Origin of the sequence: Paenibacillus pasadenensis (assembly GCF_023715725.1) — a bacterium.
Taxonomy (GTDB): Bacteria; Bacillota; Bacilli; order Paenibacillales; family Paenibacillaceae; genus Paenibacillus_O; species Paenibacillus_O pasadenensis_A.
Map to the genome: position 1 here is coordinate 228,681 of NZ_JAMBOT010000001.1, position 19,501 is coordinate 248,181.

At 53.5% G+C, this 19,501-nt stretch carries 19 protein-coding genes; all 19 read right to left on the reverse strand.

Annotation, left to right across the window (positions count from 1 at the left end; translation table 11 throughout):
- Window positions 1-49: 49 nt before the first annotated feature.
- On the reverse strand, window positions 50-1,000 hold the full coding sequence (locus M3223_RS01050; protein WP_285891084.1) for a dipeptidase: 951 nt from the start codon (window positions 998-1,000) through the stop codon (window positions 50-52).
- 104 nt (window positions 1,001-1,104) lie between these two features.
- Window positions 1,105-1,365 carry a stage V sporulation protein S gene (locus M3223_RS01055; protein WP_006286829.1) on the reverse strand — a complete coding sequence of 87 codons (261 nt, stop codon included), beginning with the start codon at window positions 1,363-1,365 and terminating at the stop codon, window positions 1,105-1,107.
- A gap of 89 nt (window positions 1,366-1,454) precedes the next feature.
- The gene (locus tag M3223_RS01060; RefSeq protein ID WP_251558089.1) at window positions 1,455-2,249 is read right to left on the reverse strand and encodes a TIGR00282 family metallophosphoesterase; all 795 of its coding nucleotides are present in this window, start codon (window positions 2,247-2,249) and stop codon (window positions 1,455-1,457) included.
- A gap of 71 nt (window positions 2,250-2,320) precedes the next feature.
- On the reverse strand, window positions 2,321-3,862 hold the full coding sequence (gene rny, locus M3223_RS01065; RefSeq protein WP_251558090.1) for a ribonuclease Y: 1,542 nt from the start codon (window positions 3,860-3,862) through the stop codon (window positions 2,321-2,323).
- A gap of 180 nt (window positions 3,863-4,042) precedes the next feature.
- On the reverse strand, window positions 4,043-4,720 hold the full coding sequence (locus M3223_RS01070) for a regulatory protein RecX (protein ID WP_251558091.1): 678 nt from the start codon (window positions 4,718-4,720) through the stop codon (window positions 4,043-4,045).
- 164 nt (window positions 4,721-4,884) lie between these two features.
- Window positions 4,885-5,952, reverse strand: coding sequence for a recombinase RecA (recA, locus tag M3223_RS01075; RefSeq protein ID WP_353057658.1), 1,068 nt, complete (start codon window positions 5,950-5,952; stop codon window positions 4,885-4,887).
- Between the two features lie 261 nt (window positions 5,953-6,213).
- Window positions 6,214-7,464 carry a competence/damage-inducible protein A gene (locus M3223_RS01080; protein WP_251558093.1) on the reverse strand — a complete coding sequence of 417 codons (1,251 nt, stop codon included), beginning with the start codon at window positions 7,462-7,464 and terminating at the stop codon, window positions 6,214-6,216.
- A 106-nt stretch (window positions 7,465-7,570) separates the two neighbouring features.
- A complete protein-coding gene (pgsA, locus tag M3223_RS01085) occupies window positions 7,571-8,146 on the reverse strand; it encodes a CDP-diacylglycerol--glycerol-3-phosphate 3-phosphatidyltransferase (RefSeq protein WP_251558094.1) in 576 nt (191 codons plus the stop codon).
- An 82-nt stretch (window positions 8,147-8,228) separates the two neighbouring features.
- Window positions 8,229-8,720, reverse strand: a complete 492-nt coding sequence (locus M3223_RS01090) for a YajQ family cyclic di-GMP-binding protein (protein WP_251558095.1) — start codon at window positions 8,718-8,720, stop codon at window positions 8,229-8,231.
- Window positions 8,721-8,868: 148 nt separating this feature from the next.
- Window positions 8,869-9,792 carry a helix-turn-helix domain-containing protein gene (locus tag M3223_RS01095; protein ID WP_251558096.1) on the reverse strand — a complete coding sequence of 308 codons (924 nt, stop codon included), beginning with the start codon at window positions 9,790-9,792 and terminating at the stop codon, window positions 8,869-8,871.
- A gap of 23 nt (window positions 9,793-9,815) precedes the next feature.
- Window positions 9,816-10,580, reverse strand: a complete 765-nt coding sequence (locus M3223_RS01100) for a YmfK family protein (protein WP_251558097.1) — start codon at window positions 10,578-10,580, stop codon at window positions 9,816-9,818.
- Between the two features lie 182 nt (window positions 10,581-10,762).
- Window positions 10,763-11,014: a DUF3243 domain-containing protein gene (locus M3223_RS01105; RefSeq protein ID WP_251558100.1), complete on the reverse strand. Its 252-nt coding sequence runs from the start codon at window positions 11,012-11,014 to the stop codon at window positions 10,763-10,765.
- A 109-nt stretch (window positions 11,015-11,123) separates the two neighbouring features.
- Window positions 11,124-11,855 carry an elongation factor P 5-aminopentanone reductase gene (gene ymfI / locus M3223_RS01110; RefSeq protein ID WP_251558102.1) on the reverse strand — a complete coding sequence of 244 codons (732 nt, stop codon included), beginning with the start codon at window positions 11,853-11,855 and terminating at the stop codon, window positions 11,124-11,126.
- Window positions 11,856-11,869: 14 nt separating this feature from the next.
- The gene (gene yfmH / locus M3223_RS01115; RefSeq protein ID WP_251558104.1) at window positions 11,870-13,174 is read right to left on the reverse strand and encodes an EF-P 5-aminopentanol modification-associated protein YfmH; all 1,305 of its coding nucleotides are present in this window, start codon (window positions 13,172-13,174) and stop codon (window positions 11,870-11,872) included.
- 3 nt (window positions 13,175-13,177) lie between these two features.
- Window positions 13,178-14,449: an EF-P 5-aminopentanol modification-associated protein YfmF gene (gene yfmF, locus M3223_RS01120; RefSeq protein ID WP_251558107.1), complete on the reverse strand. Its 1,272-nt coding sequence runs from the start codon at window positions 14,447-14,449 to the stop codon at window positions 13,178-13,180.
- Between the two features lie 183 nt (window positions 14,450-14,632).
- The gene (gene sleB, locus M3223_RS01125; RefSeq protein ID WP_251558108.1) at window positions 14,633-15,451 is read right to left on the reverse strand and encodes a spore cortex-lytic enzyme; all 819 of its coding nucleotides are present in this window, start codon (window positions 15,449-15,451) and stop codon (window positions 14,633-14,635) included.
- 63 nt (window positions 15,452-15,514) lie between these two features.
- Window positions 15,515-18,223: an FtsK/SpoIIIE family DNA translocase gene (locus tag M3223_RS01130; protein WP_251558110.1), complete on the reverse strand. Its 2,709-nt coding sequence runs from the start codon at window positions 18,221-18,223 to the stop codon at window positions 15,515-15,517.
- An 80-nt stretch (window positions 18,224-18,303) separates the two neighbouring features.
- Window positions 18,304-18,516 (reverse strand): YlzJ-like family protein, encoded by a 213-nt coding sequence (locus tag M3223_RS01135; RefSeq protein WP_251558112.1) that lies wholly within the window; start codon window positions 18,514-18,516, stop codon window positions 18,304-18,306.
- On the reverse strand, window positions 18,513-19,310 hold the full coding sequence (locus M3223_RS01140; protein ID WP_251559766.1) for a ClpP family protease: 798 nt from the start codon (window positions 19,308-19,310) through the stop codon (window positions 18,513-18,515). The genes M3223_RS01135 and M3223_RS01140 overlap by 4 nt, the downstream gene beginning before the upstream one ends.
- Window positions 19,311-19,501: the final 191 nt, after the last annotated feature.

Here is a 19,501-nt window from a genome sequence, read left to right on the forward strand (position 1 = left end):
AGCGATTTTCGCATGAGCTCGTCTACCCCGACAGTCGGAGCCAATCCGGCTATTCAGGCAGATTTTTCAGCAAAAAGCTCATCGCATTTTCATTCAGCAGCTTGTCTGCAAATGTCTTCCCATAGGCCTTCTCCACCGCAACCGCCAAGTTCCCCGCTTCGCCGGGATGCCTCAGCCCGTCGATATAAACGTCGATGCCGTCGAAATCAGACCCCAGCATCAAATGATTTTCGCCGCCGAGAGAACAGATCCGCTCGATATGTGGCAGCAGATCCTCAACCTCAACTTTATTTTTATCGGAGACAAAATATGGCACATAAGTCAGGCCGATTCGTCCGTCCAGCGCAATGAGCGCGCGAATCTGGTCATCCGTCAAATTACGGGGATGCGGACAAACCGCTCTCGTATTGGAGTGCGACGCGATGAGCGGCCGCTCCGTCAGCTCCGCCAGCTCCCAAAACGCCGTATCGGTCAAATGCGAGACATCGAGCAGCAAACCAAGCTCCTTGCTAATCCGCACCAGCTCGCGCCCTTTAGCGGTCAGACCGCCCTGCCTTGGCTCCAGAACGCCGTCCGCAGCCCAACTGGCATAGTTCCAGGTCAATCCAAGGATACGGACTCCAAGCTCATATACGGTGCGCAGCAGCGCCCAATCGCCTTCGAGCCCGTCGGCGCCTTCCAGCGTAATTAATGCCGCAATTTTGCCCTGCGCAACGGCTTGCTGCAAATCGTCACGACATACCACCATCTTATAATCGGGGCATGATGCAATTTTCTCCCGGAACAGATCAATGCTCCGCAGCACCGGATAGATGTTCTTCGGTTTGGATTCCGATAAATAAATGGCATAGGCTTGCAGCATATAATGCCCCATTTTCTGACGGTCCAATGTCACATCCAATGTTACCGCGCCTTTATTGACGCTTGCATCAAGCGGATTTAACTCCGAATGATATAACATTTTGCTAAGAACATCACAATGAAAGTCAGCTATGGCCATTTCAATCATCCTCCTGACAGAAGTTTGTGATATGCGTCTTTCTTCGCAACAAAAAAACCTGCTTACACGGTAAACAGGTCGATTCAAGTTGGTCGATTCAATTATTATCGCGGCTCCACAATAAGCTTGATTGCGGTCCGGTCTTCTCCATCAATGACAATATCCGTAAAGGCCGGGATGCAGATAAGGTCAACGCCGCTTGGCGCCACGAACCCTCGGGCAATTGCGACGGCTTTGATGGCCTGATTCAAAGCGCCTGCCCCAATCGCCTGCAACTCGGCAGCTCCACGTTCCCTTAGAACCCCGGCCAGCGCCCCTGCTACGGAATTTGGATTGGACTTTGCGGAAACTTTTAAAACTTCCATGGAAAGTACCTCCTCGGGAATGGGTGGCATGACATAATATATTCATAACCTATTCGAGAGAGGACAAAAAATTCCTTCTTGGACGATTTCTAGAACATCGCCAGGGAAGTTTCAGTCAGGCGGATCTTCTCCAGCCGCTGTGCGCGTCCGGTTGCTTCGTCCAGCGTTGCCACGATTCCGTGCAAATGCCAATCGCCTTCGGCGACCACAAAACGAGACGGCATCCCGGTCAAAAATTTGTACAGCACCGCATCGCGCTCCATGCCGAGAATGCCGTCCATCGGGCCCGTCATGCCGACATCGGTCAGAAATGCCGTTCCTTGAGGCAAAATGCGGTCGTCATTCGTCTGAACATGTGTATGCGTACCAACAACGATGGAAGCACGGCCGTCCATATACCAGCCCATGGCGATCTTTTCTGAGGTCGCCTCGGCGTGAAAATCGACCAGTACACAATTGGTCTCGCGCTGCAGCCGCTCCAGATGGTCATCGGCGGCACGGAAAGGACAGTCGTTCGGCGGAAGAAACGTTCTGCCCTGTACGTTCAGAATGCCCAGCTTTTTGCTGCCAGCTTTGATGACAGCGGAACCGATGCCCGGAGCTTCGCTGGAGAAGTTCGCCGGTCGGACGAGCCTTGGCTCATCATCGATCCACTCGAACAAGTCCCGGTTATCCCACGTGTGGTTGCCCATTGTAATTCCGTTTACGCCCAGGTCAAAAAACTCCTTGGCGATAGCTGCTGTAATGCCGCGTCCCGCCGCAGCGTTCTCACCGTTAACAATAATGATGTCGGGATTGTATTTGCCGCGCAAAGCCGGCAGCGCTTTGCGAAGCGCGGAACGGCCCACGGAGCCGACTATGTCTCCAATAAACATTACTTTCATAACCAAATATCCTCCTGAATGACAAAATCCCGCTCCAGCGGGAGCGGGATCTGCCTGGCTTGCTTATGCCGTTACTTGGCGTATTCCACTGCACGGGTTTCCCGGATGACCGTGACCTTAATATGTCCCGGATAATCCAGCTCCGCTTCGATCTTTTTCGTGATGTCGCGTGCAAGCCGGAACGATTCCGTATCGTCGATCTTCTCCGGCTGTACCATAACGCGCACCTCGCGTCCGGCCTGAATGGCGTACGATTTCTCGACGCCGTCGAACGACTCCGAAATGGCTTCGAGCTTCTCCAAGCGCTTGATATACGTCTCCAGCGTCTCGCGGCGTGCGCCAGGGCGTGCGGCAGACAATGCATCTGCTGCGCCAACGAGCATCGCGATAACCGAAGTCGCTTCACAGTCGCCGTGATGGGAAGCGATACTGTTGATAACAACAGGATGCTCCTTGTACTTGCGGGCCAGTTCTACGCCAATCTCGACATGTGAGCCTTCGACCTCATGGTCAAGTGCTTTGCCGATATCATGCAGCAGACCTGCGCGTTTGGCAAGCGTTACATCCTCGCCAAGCTCCGCAGCCATCAGTCCGGTCAAATAAGCGACCTCCATGGAATGCTTCAGCACATTCTGGCCATAGCTTGTCCGATATCTCAGACGGCCCAAAATTTTGATCAGATCCGGATGAATCGCGTGCACGCCTACCTCGAAGGTCGCCTGCTCGCCATATTCCCGAATCCGTTCGTCCACCTCGCGGCGGGACTTCTCCACCATCTCTTCGATTCGAGCGGGATGGATGCGTCCGTCGGCAACCAGCTTCTCCAGTGCCGTACGGGCAATCTCGCGGCGAATCGGATCGAATCCGGACAAGATGACCGCTTCCGGGGTATCGTCGATGATCAGATCGATGCCGGTGAGAGTCTCCAGAGCACGGATATTGCGGCCTTCGCGGCCGATAATCCGTCCCTTCATCTCTTCGTTTGGCAGAGTGACCACGGATACCGTCGTCTCTGCAACGTGGTCCGCCGCGCAGCGCTGAATCGCAAGAGAGATAATGTCGCGGGCTTTTTTGTCCGCTTCCTCCTTGGCCTGCTGCTCCAGCTCCTTGATCATCTGAGCCGTTTCGTGGCGAACCTCCTGCTCCACGTTCGTGAAGATAATCGTCTTCGCGTCTTCTGTGGTCAGCCCGGAGATCCGTTCAAGCTCGCTTTGCTGCTGCCTGTAGATAGAATCAATTTGTTCCTGCGTTTCCTCGATTCGTTTCTCCTTGTTGGCCACCAATTCTTCTTTGCGTTCGAGTGCTTCTAATTTCTTATCCAATGACTCCTCTTTTTGCAGCAAACGTCTTTCAAGACGCTGATTCTCATTGCGTCTCTCCCGAATGTCCTTGTCCGCCTCAGAACGGAGTTTATGGATTTCGTCTTTCGCTTCCAGCACCGTTTCCTTTTTCAGCGCATCCGCTTCTTTTTTCGCCTGCTCGACGATTTGAACGGCGGCCTGCTCCGCACTGGAAATCTTAGCCTCGGCAATCGACTTTCGGACGAAGTAACCTATCCCAAAGGAAATCGCGCCAACAACGAGAACGATCAAGACCCACCAAATGGCGCTCATCTTGTTCACCTCCTCGTTGCATTCACCAAGGCATTAGCCGGGAATGATATTCAATTGTTGCAGTCGGTTCCATACCGTTTAACTAGTGTAGAATGGAGACAAAAAAACCTGAAACCATTTACGGAAGGAAAGGGCATCCTTAACCATAGTGATGCTCTATTATTGTAGCTTTCAGCAATTTCAATTGTCAAGCCAGGCTCCTTCTTCCAGCTCCTCAGCCGCAGACTCGGAAACCTGGCGCACTATGTCGCGCACTAGCCCTCCCGGGAACCCTCTTCGCAGCAGAAAACCGGTCAGTTTCATCCTTCGTTCCCGATCTTCTCCCTTCAGGCTGCGCCACTTCTTCTCCGCCACCTTGAGCGCTGCGCTGCGTTCCTCGTCTTCACTCAATCCTTGAACGGTCGATCCTGCCGTTTCCTTGTGAATTCCTCTGCGCTCCAGCTCCTGCCGAATCAGCATCCGGCCTTTCCCGCTGCTGCGAAGCCGCTGCGCGGCAAACATGCGGGCATAGTCGCTGTCGTCAATAATCCGCTCCTGCTGCAGTCTCTCAATCGCATATCGAATCTCCGCTTCTTCGAACTCCTTACGCTTCAAGTAAGCGGTCATTTCCTTGGAGGTGCGCATTTTAAAGCCTGCGTAAAATACTGCTGACGCATAAGCCCTGTAACGGCTGTTCTCGGCCGCAATCGCCTTCATCTCATTCGGCTCAATCATGCTGCCTTTAAGCAGACGGTATTTAATCAGAATATCTTCATGAAGCGATAACTCCGCTTCTTCCTGTCCGTCGAGGTATATCCAATAGTAGGAGCGTTTTTTTGCATGCTGCTCCACCCGCGTAATTTGGCGAGTAACCTCCATCCTCTAGTCATCCTCCTTTACGGCCAACTGCTTCCGGCGGCTATCCGCTCTTAGCACTGCTTGCAGCTGAGCTGAAAAAGCCTGTTTAACCTGAAAAAAAGCATCTCTGACCGCAATCAGAGATGCTTCCTGTCTATTCTATCCTAACCCCGGACGTTGCCGGATTAAACATCCAGCTCCAGCTCTTCGAGTTCATCTTCCTCGTCCTGAGAGGCGTTGATGCCGGCAGCAGCACGTTCCGCAGCTGCAGTCAGGTTATGAGCTTCACGAATCTTGCCTTCGATTACACTAGCCACATGCTCATTGTCTTTCAAGAATTGTTTTGCATTCTCGCGGCCTTGGCCTAAGCGGTCGCCGTTATAGCTAAACCAGGCTCCGCTCTTCTGTACGATGTCCATATCAACACCGATGTCGACGATGCTGCCGACGCGGGAGATGCCTTCGCCGTACATAATATCCAGCTCGGCCTGCCGGAACGGAGGCGCAACCTTATTTTTAACGACCTTGATGCGGGTACGGTTGCCCACAACATCATTGCCCTGTTTGATGCTCTCGATACGGCGCACATCCAAACGCACGCTGCTATAGAACTTGAGCGCGCGTCCGCCCGGCGTCGTCTCCGGATTGCCGAACATAACGCCAACCTTTTCGCGGAGCTGGTTAATGAAGATTGCAATCGTCTTGGACTTGCTGATAGCGCCGGACAGCTTACGGAGCGCTTGGGACATCAGGCGCGCCTGCAGGCCGACGTGGGAATCGCCCATCTCGCCCTCGATCTCCGCCTTCGGTACGAGCGCTGCAACGGAGTCAATAACAATAATGTCTACCGCGCCGCTGCGCACAAGCGCCTCGGCAATCTCCAGCGCCTGCTCGCCAGTATCCGGCTGGGAGAGCAGAAGCTCGTCGATGTTAACGCCAAGCTTGCTGGCGTACAGCGGATCAAGCGCATGCTCCGCATCGATGAAAGCGGCTTGTCCGCCCGTGCGTTGAACTTCAGCAATTGCGTGGAGGGCAACCGTCGTTTTACCGGAGGATTCCGGTCCGTACACCTCGATAATCCGGCCGCGCGGGAACCCGCCAATGCCAAGGGCAATATCTAATGCGAGGGCGCCAGTGGAGACCGTCTCAACGGTCAGCTGGGCGTTCTCGCCTAACTTCATAATAGAACCTTTTCCGAACTGTTTCTCAATCTGGCGAAGCGCCATATCTAAAGCTGCGCGGCGATCTGACAAGAGATCCACATCCTTCATTCGTCGATTTATAACTCTATTCTAGTCTAGTTCCAGCCGTTTGCCAAGCTTTTTTTCGAACATACATTCGCTTTTTTCGCGACGCCGCATCTGCCCCCTCTCAAGCGGCCGCGGCGCCGAAAAAAACAAAGAACCGCAGCTCGCCAAACTCGCTGCGGTTCTTCCGTCAACTGCTTTTATTGTACTGCAACCCCCGCCCAGCCGGCAACTGTGCCAATATCAGGTCTGCCGAAGGCCGGGCCGTCAGCAGTCAGCCAGCTTGAGCCACAGCCGGTACAGCGCAAGCTTTGCCGCCCGGATGCGGATCATATCCCTGCTGCCGCCGGTATTCAGCGTAAACACGTCAGCTTCGCCGCCTTTACGGGCCACGCCGATGTGCACGAGCCCTACCGGCTTGCCCTCCGAGGTGCCCGGGCCTGCAACGCCGGTAATGGACACGCCCCAATCGCTGCCCGTTGTCTCGGCAATGCGCCGCGCCATCAGAGCCGCCGTCGATTCGCTGACCGCTCCCGGCGCGCCAGCCCCTTCCAGCTGCTCCATCGGAATGCCGAGCAGCTTGTTCTTCATCGTATTCGTATAGGTTACGATGCCTCCCAAAAACTCGCCGCTGCTGCCGGGAACACCGGTAATCAGCTCCGCCAGCAAGCCCCCCGTGCAGCTTTCGGCAACGCTCACTCTCATGCGCCGGACGCGAAGCTGGCGAAGCACCGCTTCCTCCAGCGATATATCCTCTTCGGCATAGAGATGCGCGCCAACTCTTGCACGAATCAGCTCAGCCGTATTTTCAATCCGTTCCAAGGCCGCTGCTTCGTCCGCTGATTTGCTGGACAGGCGAATCGCCACTTCTCCCTCCTTGGCATAAGGCGCAATCGTCGGATCGCTCTGGGATTCGATCAGATCCATCAGCTCTTTCTCCAGCCTCGACTCGCCGATGCCGGCAAAGCGCAAAATGCGGGAGTGCAGAGGCTCGCCCTCGCCAAGCTCCGCCATCAGCCAGCGGGTTGCCGCTCCCTCGAACATCGCCGTCATCTCCATTGGCGGCCCCGGCAGCAGCACGTAACGGGTTCCGTCTTGAAGAATGGCGCAGCCTACGGCGCTGCCGACCGTATTTTCAAGGGGCGCACTGCCCTCAATCAAATTTGCCATTCTGCGGTTGCTTTCGACCATCGCGCTTCCCCGCGAGAGATGCATTTCCTCAATCGTACGCAGCGTCGGCTCGTGTACAACCATGCCCCGTCCCAAATAATCGGCCAGTACGTCTTTGGTCAAGTCATCCATAGTCGGACCAAGGCCGCCGGTGAACAGCAGCAGATCCGCTCTGGAGCGGGCCGTGTCAATCGACTGGCGGATGCGAGCCGTATTGTCCCCGACCACCGTTTGAAAAAACACGTCGATGCCAAGCGCAGCAAGCCCTTGAGACAAATAACGGGCATTCGTATTGACGATCTGTCCGAGCAAAAGCTCCGTTCCAACAGCGATAATTTCGGCTTTCATTCCAATCCTCTCCAGTCCGATAAGCTGATTGGCCCCCGACGCGGGAAGCCGGATGAAGCCACAGAGAAGACAAGGCTCTCGTTCCGGCGGGAAAGAGAGCCTTGTCCTATTCTACAGGTATCAAATTGCGATTCTTGACGAAATAGTCGATGCCCGACCAGATCGTAATCAGGGCTGCGCCCCAGCTCAGCACGAGATCCATGCGGAAGTCAAAAAACGCGAAGGGGAAGTTGTTCAGCAGCAGAACGATAATCATCGCAATCTGAATGCCGGTTTTCCATTTGCCCCAGACGCTGGCGGCGAGCACCGAGCCTTCGAGCAAAGCAACCTGGCGAAGTCCCGTAACGGCGAACTCACGGCTAATAATAATGATCGCAATCAGCGCGCTCAGCTTGTCCATTTCAACGAGCGAGATGAGCACCGCGGCTACGAGCAGCTTGTCCGCCAAAGGATCCAGCAGTTTGCCGAGATTCGTGACCATCTTGTTCTTCCGGGCCAAGTACCCGTCAAGACCGTCCGTGCTGGCTGCAATAATGAAAATCAGAACCGCGATAATCTGGGTGTATGTAAGCTCAAAATCTTCAAACTTGACCGACCCCAAATCAAGTCGAATCAATAGAAAAAACAGGATGACAGGCACTAAAAAGATGCGCGCAAGCGTAATCTTGTTGGCCAGGTTCACGCGGTTCCCCTCCCTGACATATCAAACTTCACAAGTATAATCGAACCAAAAGCAGCATGTCAAAAACATGCCGCTAGGCTAATTAGCGGTAATTCGTAAATTGCAGCTCCAGCTCAAGATTCGCGCCGCGCAGCAGCGAGATGACCGCCTGCAGATCGTCGCGGCTTTTGCCGGTCACCCGGAGCTGATCGCCTTGAATCTGGCTTTTTACCTTCAGCTTGGAATCACGGATGAGCACATTGATCTTTTTCGCCTCATCCTGGCCGATGCCCTGCTTCAGCTTGACCCGCTGGCGGACCGTTCCGAGCGAGGCCGCCTCGATTTTGCCAAAGTCCATGTTTTTGATCGGCACATCGCGCTTGATCATTTTTGTCTGAAGGATGTCGATTACGCTTTTAAGCTTATATTCGTCATCCGAAGAGATGACAAGCTCTTCTTTCTCCAGCTTGATGCTGCTTTTGCTTCCTTTGAAGTCAAACCGGTTTTCAATTTCGCGCTCCGCCTGAACAATGGCGTTGTTCAACTCCTGCATATCCACCTTGGACACAATATCAAACGAACTTTCCGAACTCATATGTATTTCCTCCTTGCCTATGATTCCTTTTATTATAAAACATCCAATGACGAAAGTATAACTCGTACGAAAACCGCCCGCCATGCATGAAAAAAGGAGCCCCTTCGCCATAACTTGACGATCGGGGCACCCTCCTGTCCACTGCCGGTTACTGATTGTCCGTTTCCTCGTCGGAGTTGGACTGCACGTCGTCTCCACCTGTGGCAGGCTCGAACTGAATGCGCTTCGGTCCTGGACGGTCGCCATCATCCAGCGCCGTGCCGTCGATGATGATCTCCGTATTATCCGCGCGGCCGGTATTCATGTAAATAACCGAATCCAGCGGAACTTCAATCACTTCATCCGCTTCGGCGTTTTTGTTGTGCAGCAGCTCGCCGCTGCGTCCGCCTTTGCGCACCTCAATCCAGGCGCCGCCTGAAAACTTGATCTGCATCATCGGCGTGCCCGTAACGGAGTAATAATCCGTGCTTCCCGACTTGCGGTCAAACGTAACCGCGCCGGAGCCTGGTGTCGGGCTCGGAGATGGAGTAGGCGAAGTGCTTGCCGAAGGAGTCGGCGTCGCCGATGCGCCTGGAGACGACTTGTCGTTCCCCAGCGTGGACGGGCCGGGCGTTGCCGTCGTAAACGGCGTATTGTCGGTTTGCTGGGTGTTGGTCTCATCATTGTCGCGAATGACAAACATCCACAGCAGAAACACGATCAAGCCAAGAAACGCCCACATAAGCACCGAGAAGCCAAGCTTGCCGAATCGCTCCGAGGTATTGCGGGAAGTGGAGGCTTTGCGCGGCGGCTGGGGAGAAGCAGCAGCCGGTTCCGCAGAAGCGGACGACTGCGGAGCCGCTGGAAGTTCGGTTTTATAGTAGCTAAGAACCTCCTCCGCATTAAGGCCGACCGCCTCCGCGTAGTTTTTTACGAAAGCGCGGGCATAAAAGCTGCCCGGGAGCGCTTTGTAGTTGCCCTCCTCGATTGCCACAAGATAATGTTTGCGGATCTTTGTCATCTCCTGCAGCTGGTCAAGGGATAAGCCCATCTCCTCCCTTGCGGTCCGCAGAGTTTGGCCCAGTTCAGACATAGCTGGCGCCGCCTCCTTTCATGCTAGAAATCGTTATAATTAACCGTGAAGGAATCGTAGGAGATCTCTTCATCAGGTGTATTGCGAAGCTCTATGATGGTTGTAAAAGTGCTGTAATCGTAGTTCGATTCACGGATAAAAATATCCGGATGCTCAATTACTTTGGTTGACGGCATCTCCATAATCTCTTGCAGCAGAGCATGGTGGCGCTCATTGGAACGGATAGTGCTGACGATTCCGTCGATGATAAAGATATTGTTCGGGTCCATCTCTTCGCTGGAAAGCTGGCTGCGCACCGTCTGGCGGAGCAGCGTGGAAGAAACAAAGGCCCACCGTTTATTGGAGCATACGCTGCCTGCAATAATCGACTCCGTTTTGCCGACGCGGGGCATGCCCCTTAATCCGATGACCTGATTGCCGTCGCGCTTGAAAATTTCGCCAAGAAAATCAACGAGCAAGCCAAGTTCGTCGCGCGTAAAGCGGAAAGTTTTGCGGTCGTCGGAATCGCGCTCAATATAACGGCCGTGGCGAACGGCAAGACGATCGACCAAACTAGGCGGCCGAAGCTTGTTGACGGTGATGTTTTCGACCTTTTGCAACATTTTACCCAAAATTTCGATTTTTTCATCATCATTCGTTTGCAGCAGCATGCCGCGCGTGCGGTCTTCAACGCCGTTGATCGTAATAATATTTACGTTAAGCATGCCCAGTAGAGAAGCGATATCGCCCAGCAAACCCGGGCGGTTCTTATGTATTTTGTACTCCATATACCACTGTTTGGATTCCATTAATCACACCGTCCTGAGTGAAAAGGCCGTCCCATCAGCCTTCATTATAAGCCTACATTCTACATGATTCGCCACGTTTCAGCAACGAGCACACTCGTTCTCCACATAGCGCTGTCACGTACAGAAAAGCTCCCGTAACCGGGAGCTTAACGAGCACGTCGTGGCAGTACGTGCAATTATCCTTAGTGGTGATTAACCAGCTTAACCATCAGCCGGGCAATCGTTTTGCGCTCATTCTCGTCTCCGACGTCCCAAATTTCCTTCAGCATACGCTGCTCGTCATTTTTGGGATCGACTTTTTCATCCAGAAAAGAGCCGATTTCATAAGCAAGGTTGCCGATTGCTTCCTCGTCCAAACCGAGCCTTTTACCCTGCTCCAGCCGCTCAGCGAGGAATTCCTTCCACGAATCAAAATTCGAAAGTACAGATGACATGCTTGGTCGCCTCCTTAAGCTAATTGAGAAAATGATCAACAGCTTTATTGTGCACGGCGGCTAAGGCAACTATACGACGAATTGGATTGGCAAAAGGTTTCACTGCCGATTAAGTTATCCATCCCCCGTTGGGGCTGATCACCTGGCCGGTAATATAAGAAGATTCGGGCAGCGACAAAAAATAAACAAGCGACGCGATTTCATCAGGCTCTCCAAGCCGACCTGCCGGAATATCATCCTCAAGCTGCCTCAGCTCCTGAGGCTCAAACCCGTCAAGCATGGACGTGTTTACCGCTCCGGGAGCTACAGCGTTTACCGTAACTCCGGAAGGAGCAAGCTCCTTGGCCAATGCTTTAGTAAACGCGTTAACTCCGCCCTTGGCGGCGGAATAGGCCACTTCGCATGCTGCCCCTGAAATTCCCCAGATGGAAGAGATATTAATAATTCTTCCCCAGCGCGTGCGGATCATATCCGGCATGAACAGCTGTGTGCAAAGAAATACGCCTTTCAGATTGACCGCCATCACATCGTCCCAATCCGCATCCGATACATCGGAAAGCAAGCCGTAATGGGCAACGCCTGCATTGTTGACTAAAATATCGGGCATTAACTCGGCCGCTTGAAGCTTCTCCCGCATACGCTCCAAGCTTTCTCTAGAACGCAGGTCAGCGCTGACTGTCATAATCTGCCCGCCGCCAAGCGACATGCACTCCCGCGCCGTTTCGTTGGCTTGTTCATGAGAGTTCACATAATGAATGACAACGTTCATCCCTTCCGCGGCAAAACGCCGCGCAATCGCGGCGCCAATGCCCCGGCTCCCCCCGGTGATGAGCACATTCATTTGATGCAGCGGTTTCAGGACGCTGGCGCCTCCTGCTTGGCCGTTGGGTTAACGACAGAGATAGCCAGCTGCCCAAAGTCAAAATGCTCTCTTAGGCGGGCGTTGGCCTCCTCCAGCGTAATGCTCTCATAAGCGGGAAGCAGCTCAAACAGATCCTGGCCGCGGAATTTATACCGAGTAAACTCGCTGGCAATGGATTCAGGGGAGTTAAGCATGCGCAAATAACTTCCGATGCGTTTTTTCTTAATACGGTCAAAAGCAGCTGCATCCAGCCCCGTGTTTAACACGCCGCCGATATGCTCTTTAATACGGTTCACCAGCTCTTCGGGATTTTGCGTATCCCCGCCGATAATGGAAAAGCCATAATCTTTGCTGCATGTGTACTCGTAACCAAAGGAATCGGAAATCAGATTATCGTCGTAGAGGCTTTGATATAACGGCGAGCTGGAGCCGAGCAGCGTTTCCAGCATCAGCTTTGTTGTTACATCGCGTCGAAGCAGCGCCTCGTTGTCCAAGCCGTTGCTTTTCTCCTTGAAACCGAACAGGCATTTAGGCTGAGAAACTTGCAGCTGAATCGATTTGAGCGGAGTACGAACAGCTGCGGGCTCTGCCTCGAAATAACGTTCGATTTTGCCGATATCCGGGAATGACTTCGCCGCCTGGTTGCTGCGAATCAGCTCCATGATTGTTTCCGCATCGATGCCTCCGACGACAAACAGCAGCATGTTTGAAGGATGATAAAACGTTTCGTAACAGCGGTAGAGCATTTCCTTGTTGATTTTGTAAATCGATTCCACCGTTCCGGCGATGTCGATATGAACCGGATGCACCTGATACAGCGCCTCAATTAAACCGTAATAGACACGCCAATCCGGATTGTCGCTGTACATATTGATCTCTTGAGCGATAATGCCCTTTTCTTTGTCCACGTTTTGATCCGTAAAATACGGATGCTGAACAAAATCGATCAAGGTGCTCAAATTAGCTTCAATTTGTTCGGTAGCGGAAAACAGATATACCGTCCGGTCAAAGCTGGTAAACGCATTAGCAGAAGCCCCTTGTGAGGCAAAGGTGGCAAAAATGTCTCCGGTCGGCTCCTCGAACATTTTGTGCTCCAGAAAATGCGCGATGCCGTCTGGAACCTGTGTCAGCGGCTCGCTGCCGACGCGAAAGTGGTTATCAATAGAGCCGTAACAGGTCGAAAACGTCGCATACGTTTTTTGAAAGCCTTCCTTTGGCAGCAAATATACGCTCAAGCCGTTTGGAAGCTTTTCAAAATAAAGCGTCTCCTCGACGCCTGGATAGTTAAGCTTTTCCATCGGTTAGGCCTCCTTTCTGTCGCGCAAGAAGTACACGGTATCAAGCTTCACGTTTTCCGCCACTTGAACGATCTGCTCCGGCGTTACGGCGCTTACAGCTTCGAGCAGCTCTACTGCGGTGCGTCTGCGGCCGGAAATAACGCTGTTGAAATCATAAGCAATCATTTCGTATGCGGAATCCTGCAGCTCGCGCAGAGAGTTCATCAGCATAGCCTTTGTCTGGGTCATCTCAAGCTCGGACAGCTGGCCCTGGCGCATGCTTTCAAGCTGTTCCTTAATAATGACAACCGCCTTCTCGTAATTGCCGATCTCGATGCCGGACTGGATGGTGAGCAGTCCTTTATGGCCGTCCATACGCGAGGAGGCGTAATATGCTAGGCTTTCCTTTTCCCGTACGTTCATAAACAGCTTGGAATGCGGGAAGCCGCCCAAAATGCCGTTGTACATCAAAGCCGCGGCATACAGGTCATCGCTATAGGCAATGTTGGTTCTCAATCCAAGATTGAGCTTGCCTTGAGCAACATCCAGCTTTTCCACGACTGTTTTAACTTCGCCGCGCTGATCGCGGATATCAGGTGAGCCATAGTCGGTTGTTCCGGTGTCCGGCAGCCGGAAGGACGCTTCGGCCAGCGCTTGCACCTCTTCTAATGTCGTGTCGCCGACAACATACAAATCCAGCACGGATTGTGCCAGCCAAGCTTGATAGGAAGCATACAGCGATTCCGGCGTTAAGCCCGGAAGGTCATCAAGCCGGCCCAAGGCGTGCAGCCGATACGGTTCGCCTTCGCACATAATTTCCAGACAGCGCTCGGCTGCATAACGGATTTTGTCGTTAATGATGCTTTCCAGCTTTTTGGCTAATGTGCGCTTCTCGCTGTCGACGTATTTTGCCCGGAAAGCGCCGTTCTCCAAAGCAGGTGCGGTTACCGCCTCGCCCAAAAATTTCAAGGATCGGCTAAGCAGCGACTCTTCACCCTTTACAAAACGATCGTTAATTACATCCATGCGGAACTGAACAATTTGCGCATCGCTGCGTTTGTACACATCAAAGCCAAATCCAGCTCCGTACATGTTGTCGAGCTGCTCCCGGAACGCAATTGTTTCCGGCGTGGACTCCGTTCCACGACGCAGAATAAAGGGAGTAAGCGCCGCAGAAGTTACCGTAGACTCCTGCAATGGAATTCCCGCAAAAAGTGAGATTGCAAAGGTTTTGAACCGCTTAGTCGGAAGCACATGCAGCCGGATGCGGCCAATTGTAGCTTGCTGAAATGCCATAGGGTTTAGCTCCTCCCGCTTTCAGGATGGTTGTAATGTATTCCAAGCTGCCTGTTGTCATTCCATTCTATCCCAACGCCGGCAGCGCCCGCAAACAGAAGAAGCAACCGGGATTCATCCCGGCTGCTTCTCCGCAGCTTGCCGATCCGGCATGCATGGTTGTTATGGCAGCCAAACCGCTGCTTACATGCAGAAAATATGCTTTCCGATCGTTTTTACTTGCGGGCGGGTCCAAATCCACTTGGAGGTTGCCGTCTCTGGATTAAAGTAATACAGACATCCGTCCGACGGGTCCCAGCCGTTAATCGCGTCTTGAACCGCCTGTTTCGCTCTTTCGTTGGGGGTGAGCCAAATTTGGCCGTCCGCTACGGCGGTGAAAGCAAGGTTCTGGAAAATAACGCCCGTGATAGAGTTCGGGAACTCTGGCGACTTGAGCCGGTTCAGAATGACAGCGGCAACCGCTACTTGTCCTTCATACGGCTCGCCCCTCGCTTCGCCGTAAACGGCGTTCGCCATTATTTTGATATCGCTGGCGGAAAGACCGAGCTTGTTGGATTTATCGACATCGGAGCCGGCGTTGGTGTTTTTGCTGCCCCCGCTGCCTCCGCCTCCGCCGCTTGTCGACCCTCCGCTTGACTTGCCTGACTCGCCGCCTGGAAAATCGGCTGCGGTTGGCTTCCAATTTTTTGTCGCTTCCCAAAGCTTAAGCTTTGTTGAAGCTCCAACAACACCGTCGGATTTCATACCGAATTTCCATTGAAACCAGGTGACCGCATTTTTTGTTTTTGGTCCGAATTCTCCGTCAATTTTGCCTTCGTAATAACCCAAAAACCGAAGGCGTCCTTGCAGCTCTACGACATCCTTGCCGGAAGAGCCCTGCTGAATCGTCGCTTTGCTGAACGTGGCTTCCGACTTGGACGGCCAGCCGCCCTGCAGCGTATAAAGGCTTAGCAACAGCAGCGTGGCTGCCACCGACATGACAATCAAGCGCATTTTTTTCATGGGGATCTGCCTTTCTGCTACGGGATGTTTAACCGTCCCTAGTATGAGAAAGGCAGCCATCTTCTATGCATGTTTTTGGTTGGCCTGGAACTGGTCGAGCGTCATTAACACCTCGCGCGGCTTGCTGCCCTCGTACGGGCCGACAATTCCTTTTGACTCCAGCTGGTCCACGAGCCGTGCCGCCCGCGTATAACCGACGCGCATACGCCGCTGAAGCAGAGATACGGACGCCTGTTGGGCCTCCACGACGATTTGCACCGCCTGATCAAACAGCTCATCCAGATCTTCCCCCTCATTGGACGCGCTTGTGTCATCCAGCTCGGGCACCAGATCTTCCTTGTATTCCGCCTCGCCTTGAGAGCGGGCGTATTCCACAACCGCCTCAACCTCGCTGTCGGAAAGAAACGCGCCTTGCACACGAATCGGCTTGGACATGCCGACAGGCAGGAATAACATATCGCCGCGTCCAAGCAGCTTTTCCGCTCCAACCATATCAAGAATGGTCCGTGAGTCCACCTGCGACGATACGCCAAAAGCGATCCGGGAAGGAATATTCGCTTTAATGACGCCGGTAATAACGTCAACGGAAGGGCGCTGGGTCGCAATGATAAGATGAATTCCCGCCGCACGCGCCATCTGAGCCAGCCTCGTAATGGAATCCTCCACGTCCTTTGCCGCTACCATCATCAGATCGGCCAGCTCGTCCACGATGACGACGATATAGGGGAGCACAGCGGCAGGATTGTCCTTCATCAGGCCGTTGTACCCCTCAATATTGCGTGTGCCGGACTTGGAAAACAGCTCGTAGCGCTTTTCCATCTCAACGACGATCTTTTTGAGCGCAAGCGAGGCCCGGCGAGGATCCGTAACAACCGGCGCGAGCAGATGCGGAATGCCGTTATACATGTTCAATTCGACCATCTTGGGGTCGATCATCATAAATTTAACTTCATCCGGCGCCGCTTTGTACAAAATGCTCGTAATAATACCGTTAATACAAACGGACTTACCGGAGCCGGTAGCTCCCGCAACGAGCAAATGGGGCATCTTCGCCAAATTGCCGACGATCGACTGGCCGGCGATATCACGCCCGAAAGCAATCGACAGCTTGGACGACGCGCTGGCAAAAGTCGGTGTTTCCATCACCTCGCGCATGGTCACTACAGCGACCTCGGCGTTAGGCACCTCAATGCCGATCGCTGACTTGCCCGGAATAGGCGCTTCCATACGGATATCCTTGGCGGCGAGCGCCAAAGCGATATCGTCGGTTAAACCGACGATGCGGCTCACTTTTACCCCGGTTGCCGGCTGCACCTCATAACGGGTTACCGCAGGCCCAGGCACCACATCAAGCACTTTCGCCTTTACGCCGAAGCTTTCCAGGGTTGCTTCCAGCTTGCGCCGGGAATCGTTGTTGATGTCGCTCATATCTCCGCTGCGTGCAGACACGGCAGGCTTCGCAAGCAGCGATAACGAAGGAAGCTTGTACGGTTTGACGGATTTAACTGTCGGGGCCGCAACACCGTTGTCGCCCTCCGGCCCGGCCAAAGCCTCGGACTGCTCAGCAGGGTGCAGGCTCGGTGCGGCTGGAGGAAAATCTTGACCTTCTTCCAAGCCTGTATCGTCCGAGTCAGCGCCGGCCGGTTCGCTCCAGCCCGCAGCCGTGTCGGCCGCAGGCAGAACGTCCGCATTATTGCTGGTCCCGGCAGCACGGGCTGCCGAAGTATGTTGGGCAAGCGCAGAGTCCTCCCAATCATCGCCTTCCTCATCCTCTTCCCAAGGGGCTTTGTCTTGTTGCGGCAGCGGTGTATCGGCGCTCCTACCTCGCAAGCTGACGAGAGGCGCTTGGCGTGAGGTCCGGGCCGCTTGACGCAGCGCAGATTCCTCCATCATCCAATCCGATTCCTCCGTCTCCGTCTCTTCCTCCTGCTCCTGTTCCCCCTGTTTATTTCCCCAAGAGAAAAACAGAGATTTCGCTTTTGGCCGCACAGGTGTTATCGTGCTTCCGTAATCGTCGTCATCCGTATCTCCATTAAGCCCGTACGAAAGATGATCCTGATTCCCGCCAGCTGCTGCAGCCGCTGCCGCAGCTCCTTTTTGCGGCGGCAGCTTCGGAGCCCTCGGCTTGCGCGGCCTCGCAGTTGCTTTGGCCTGAAGCAGCTTCAGCAAATTCGCCGTCCTCGTTCGGATAACGCGTCCGAGATCGACATAAGATTTGCCGGTTATAAGCATCGCAGATATAGCCAACATGACAATTAAAAGCAGCTTAGCTCCAAAATACCCGAACAACGTATAGAGGAGAGTGTACTGAATGGCTCCTAAATAACCTCCGCTGACAGACTGCTGAATCGGACTGCCGGGATTGTCCGGGGTGCCGCTTGTAAGCAAGCCGTCCCTAATATCCTGTCCAAGCTGCTGCAAAATGGCTGAGCCATTGATGCTGTCGGTCGGTCCTAACTTGCGGTCGATCTCCCCGATTGAGCTCATTAGCGTGAGCGCCATCACAAGCAGCAAAAAACCGGTTCTACGGTAAGTCCAGCCTGTAGGCCACAATCGCAATATCATCACATATAGACCAACGGCGATTCCGACAAGGGCCAGCACAAAATGAAACTTGCCCAAAACGAGCGCGAAAAGCTTAGTCAGCGACCTCCCGACCGTAGCCTCGCCTGACAAGGCGATTACCGACACTGTTATGAGCAAGATTCCATAAACTTCATATTTTAGATTCTCTCCGAACGTGCGTTTTTTGCGCCGCCTTTTCTTGGCCAATCCTCTCACCTCTGGTTCAGTATTATACCATAGGTGGGGAAATGTTCCTATCCTGTTCCTATTCTGTTCTTATTTTGTTCTTATCCGAGAGAAAGTATCGAGCCCGGCTCAAAGTTTGGATCCAGGTAACTTTCCAGCGGCCCGTCCAAAATTCGCACCACCTTGCCGCGTCCCGGCGCAATTGGCTCCAGCTGCAGCAGGACATCCCCTACACGAGCCTCGATCCAAGGGTCCCGTTCAGCGTTAAGTCCTTCTAGAACAAGCTCCAAAGGCATTACGGTGTGCAGGGTCATTGCGTCAAGCCTCCCTCCGGCGATGGGGTGATAACGCTTGGCAGCGCCGCGTCTGCTGCAGCCGTAATGACATAAGGCTGCGCTTGGCTTTTGCCCATTGCCAGCTTCCGCTCTTGAATAAGTTCATTCAGCTTGCGTATCGCTTGGCCGAGCCCCCCGACCTCATCAATTAATCCATGCTTGACGGCATCTTCGCCGATTACAGTTGTTCCGATATCGCGGGTCAGCTCGCCGGTTTTGAACATAAGCTCTTTAAAGGTTTCTTCCTTGACGCGGGAATGCGAGGTGACAAAGCGGACAACCCGCTCCTGCATCTTTTCTAGATATTCAAATGTTTGGGGTACTCCGATGACAAGCCCGTTCATGCGAATCGGATGAATGGTCATCGTTGCTGTCTCCGCTATAAAAGACCGGTTGCCGGATACGGCGATTGGAACGCCAATGGAATGCCCTCCTCCTAACACAAGCGTGACGGAAGGTTTGCTAAGCGAGCTGATCATTTCCGCAATTGCAAGCCCTGCTTCAACGTCTCCGCCTACTGTGTTGAGCACAATAAGAATACCTTCAATTTTGCTATTTTGCTCCGCTGCCACGAGCTGAGGAATCAGATGCTCGTATTTAGTCGTTTTGTTTTGCGGCGGCAGCACCATATGACCTTCAATCTGGCCGATAATCGTTAAACAAAACGTATTGGAAGGCTCTACTGCCGGAACCGCAATTTGTCCAAGCTGCTGGATGGCGTCAAGCTTTGCTTTTTCCAGACCGGCAGCCGTTTCCGCCGTTTCGGCTTTCACTCCGCCTGTCGCAGTTGTGATCTGATCCACAATCCGTCCCTCCTCTTTTTCTCTAAAAGTCCGCTGAAAATTGCGCTAGGGGCTTGACGCGCGCATTTTCAACGACTTCTAAAGCTGCAAAGGTAGTATGACGATGGAAAGACAATCCCATACCCGGTACCAAAAGCGGCGGAATGCAAAAAAGACCGTCC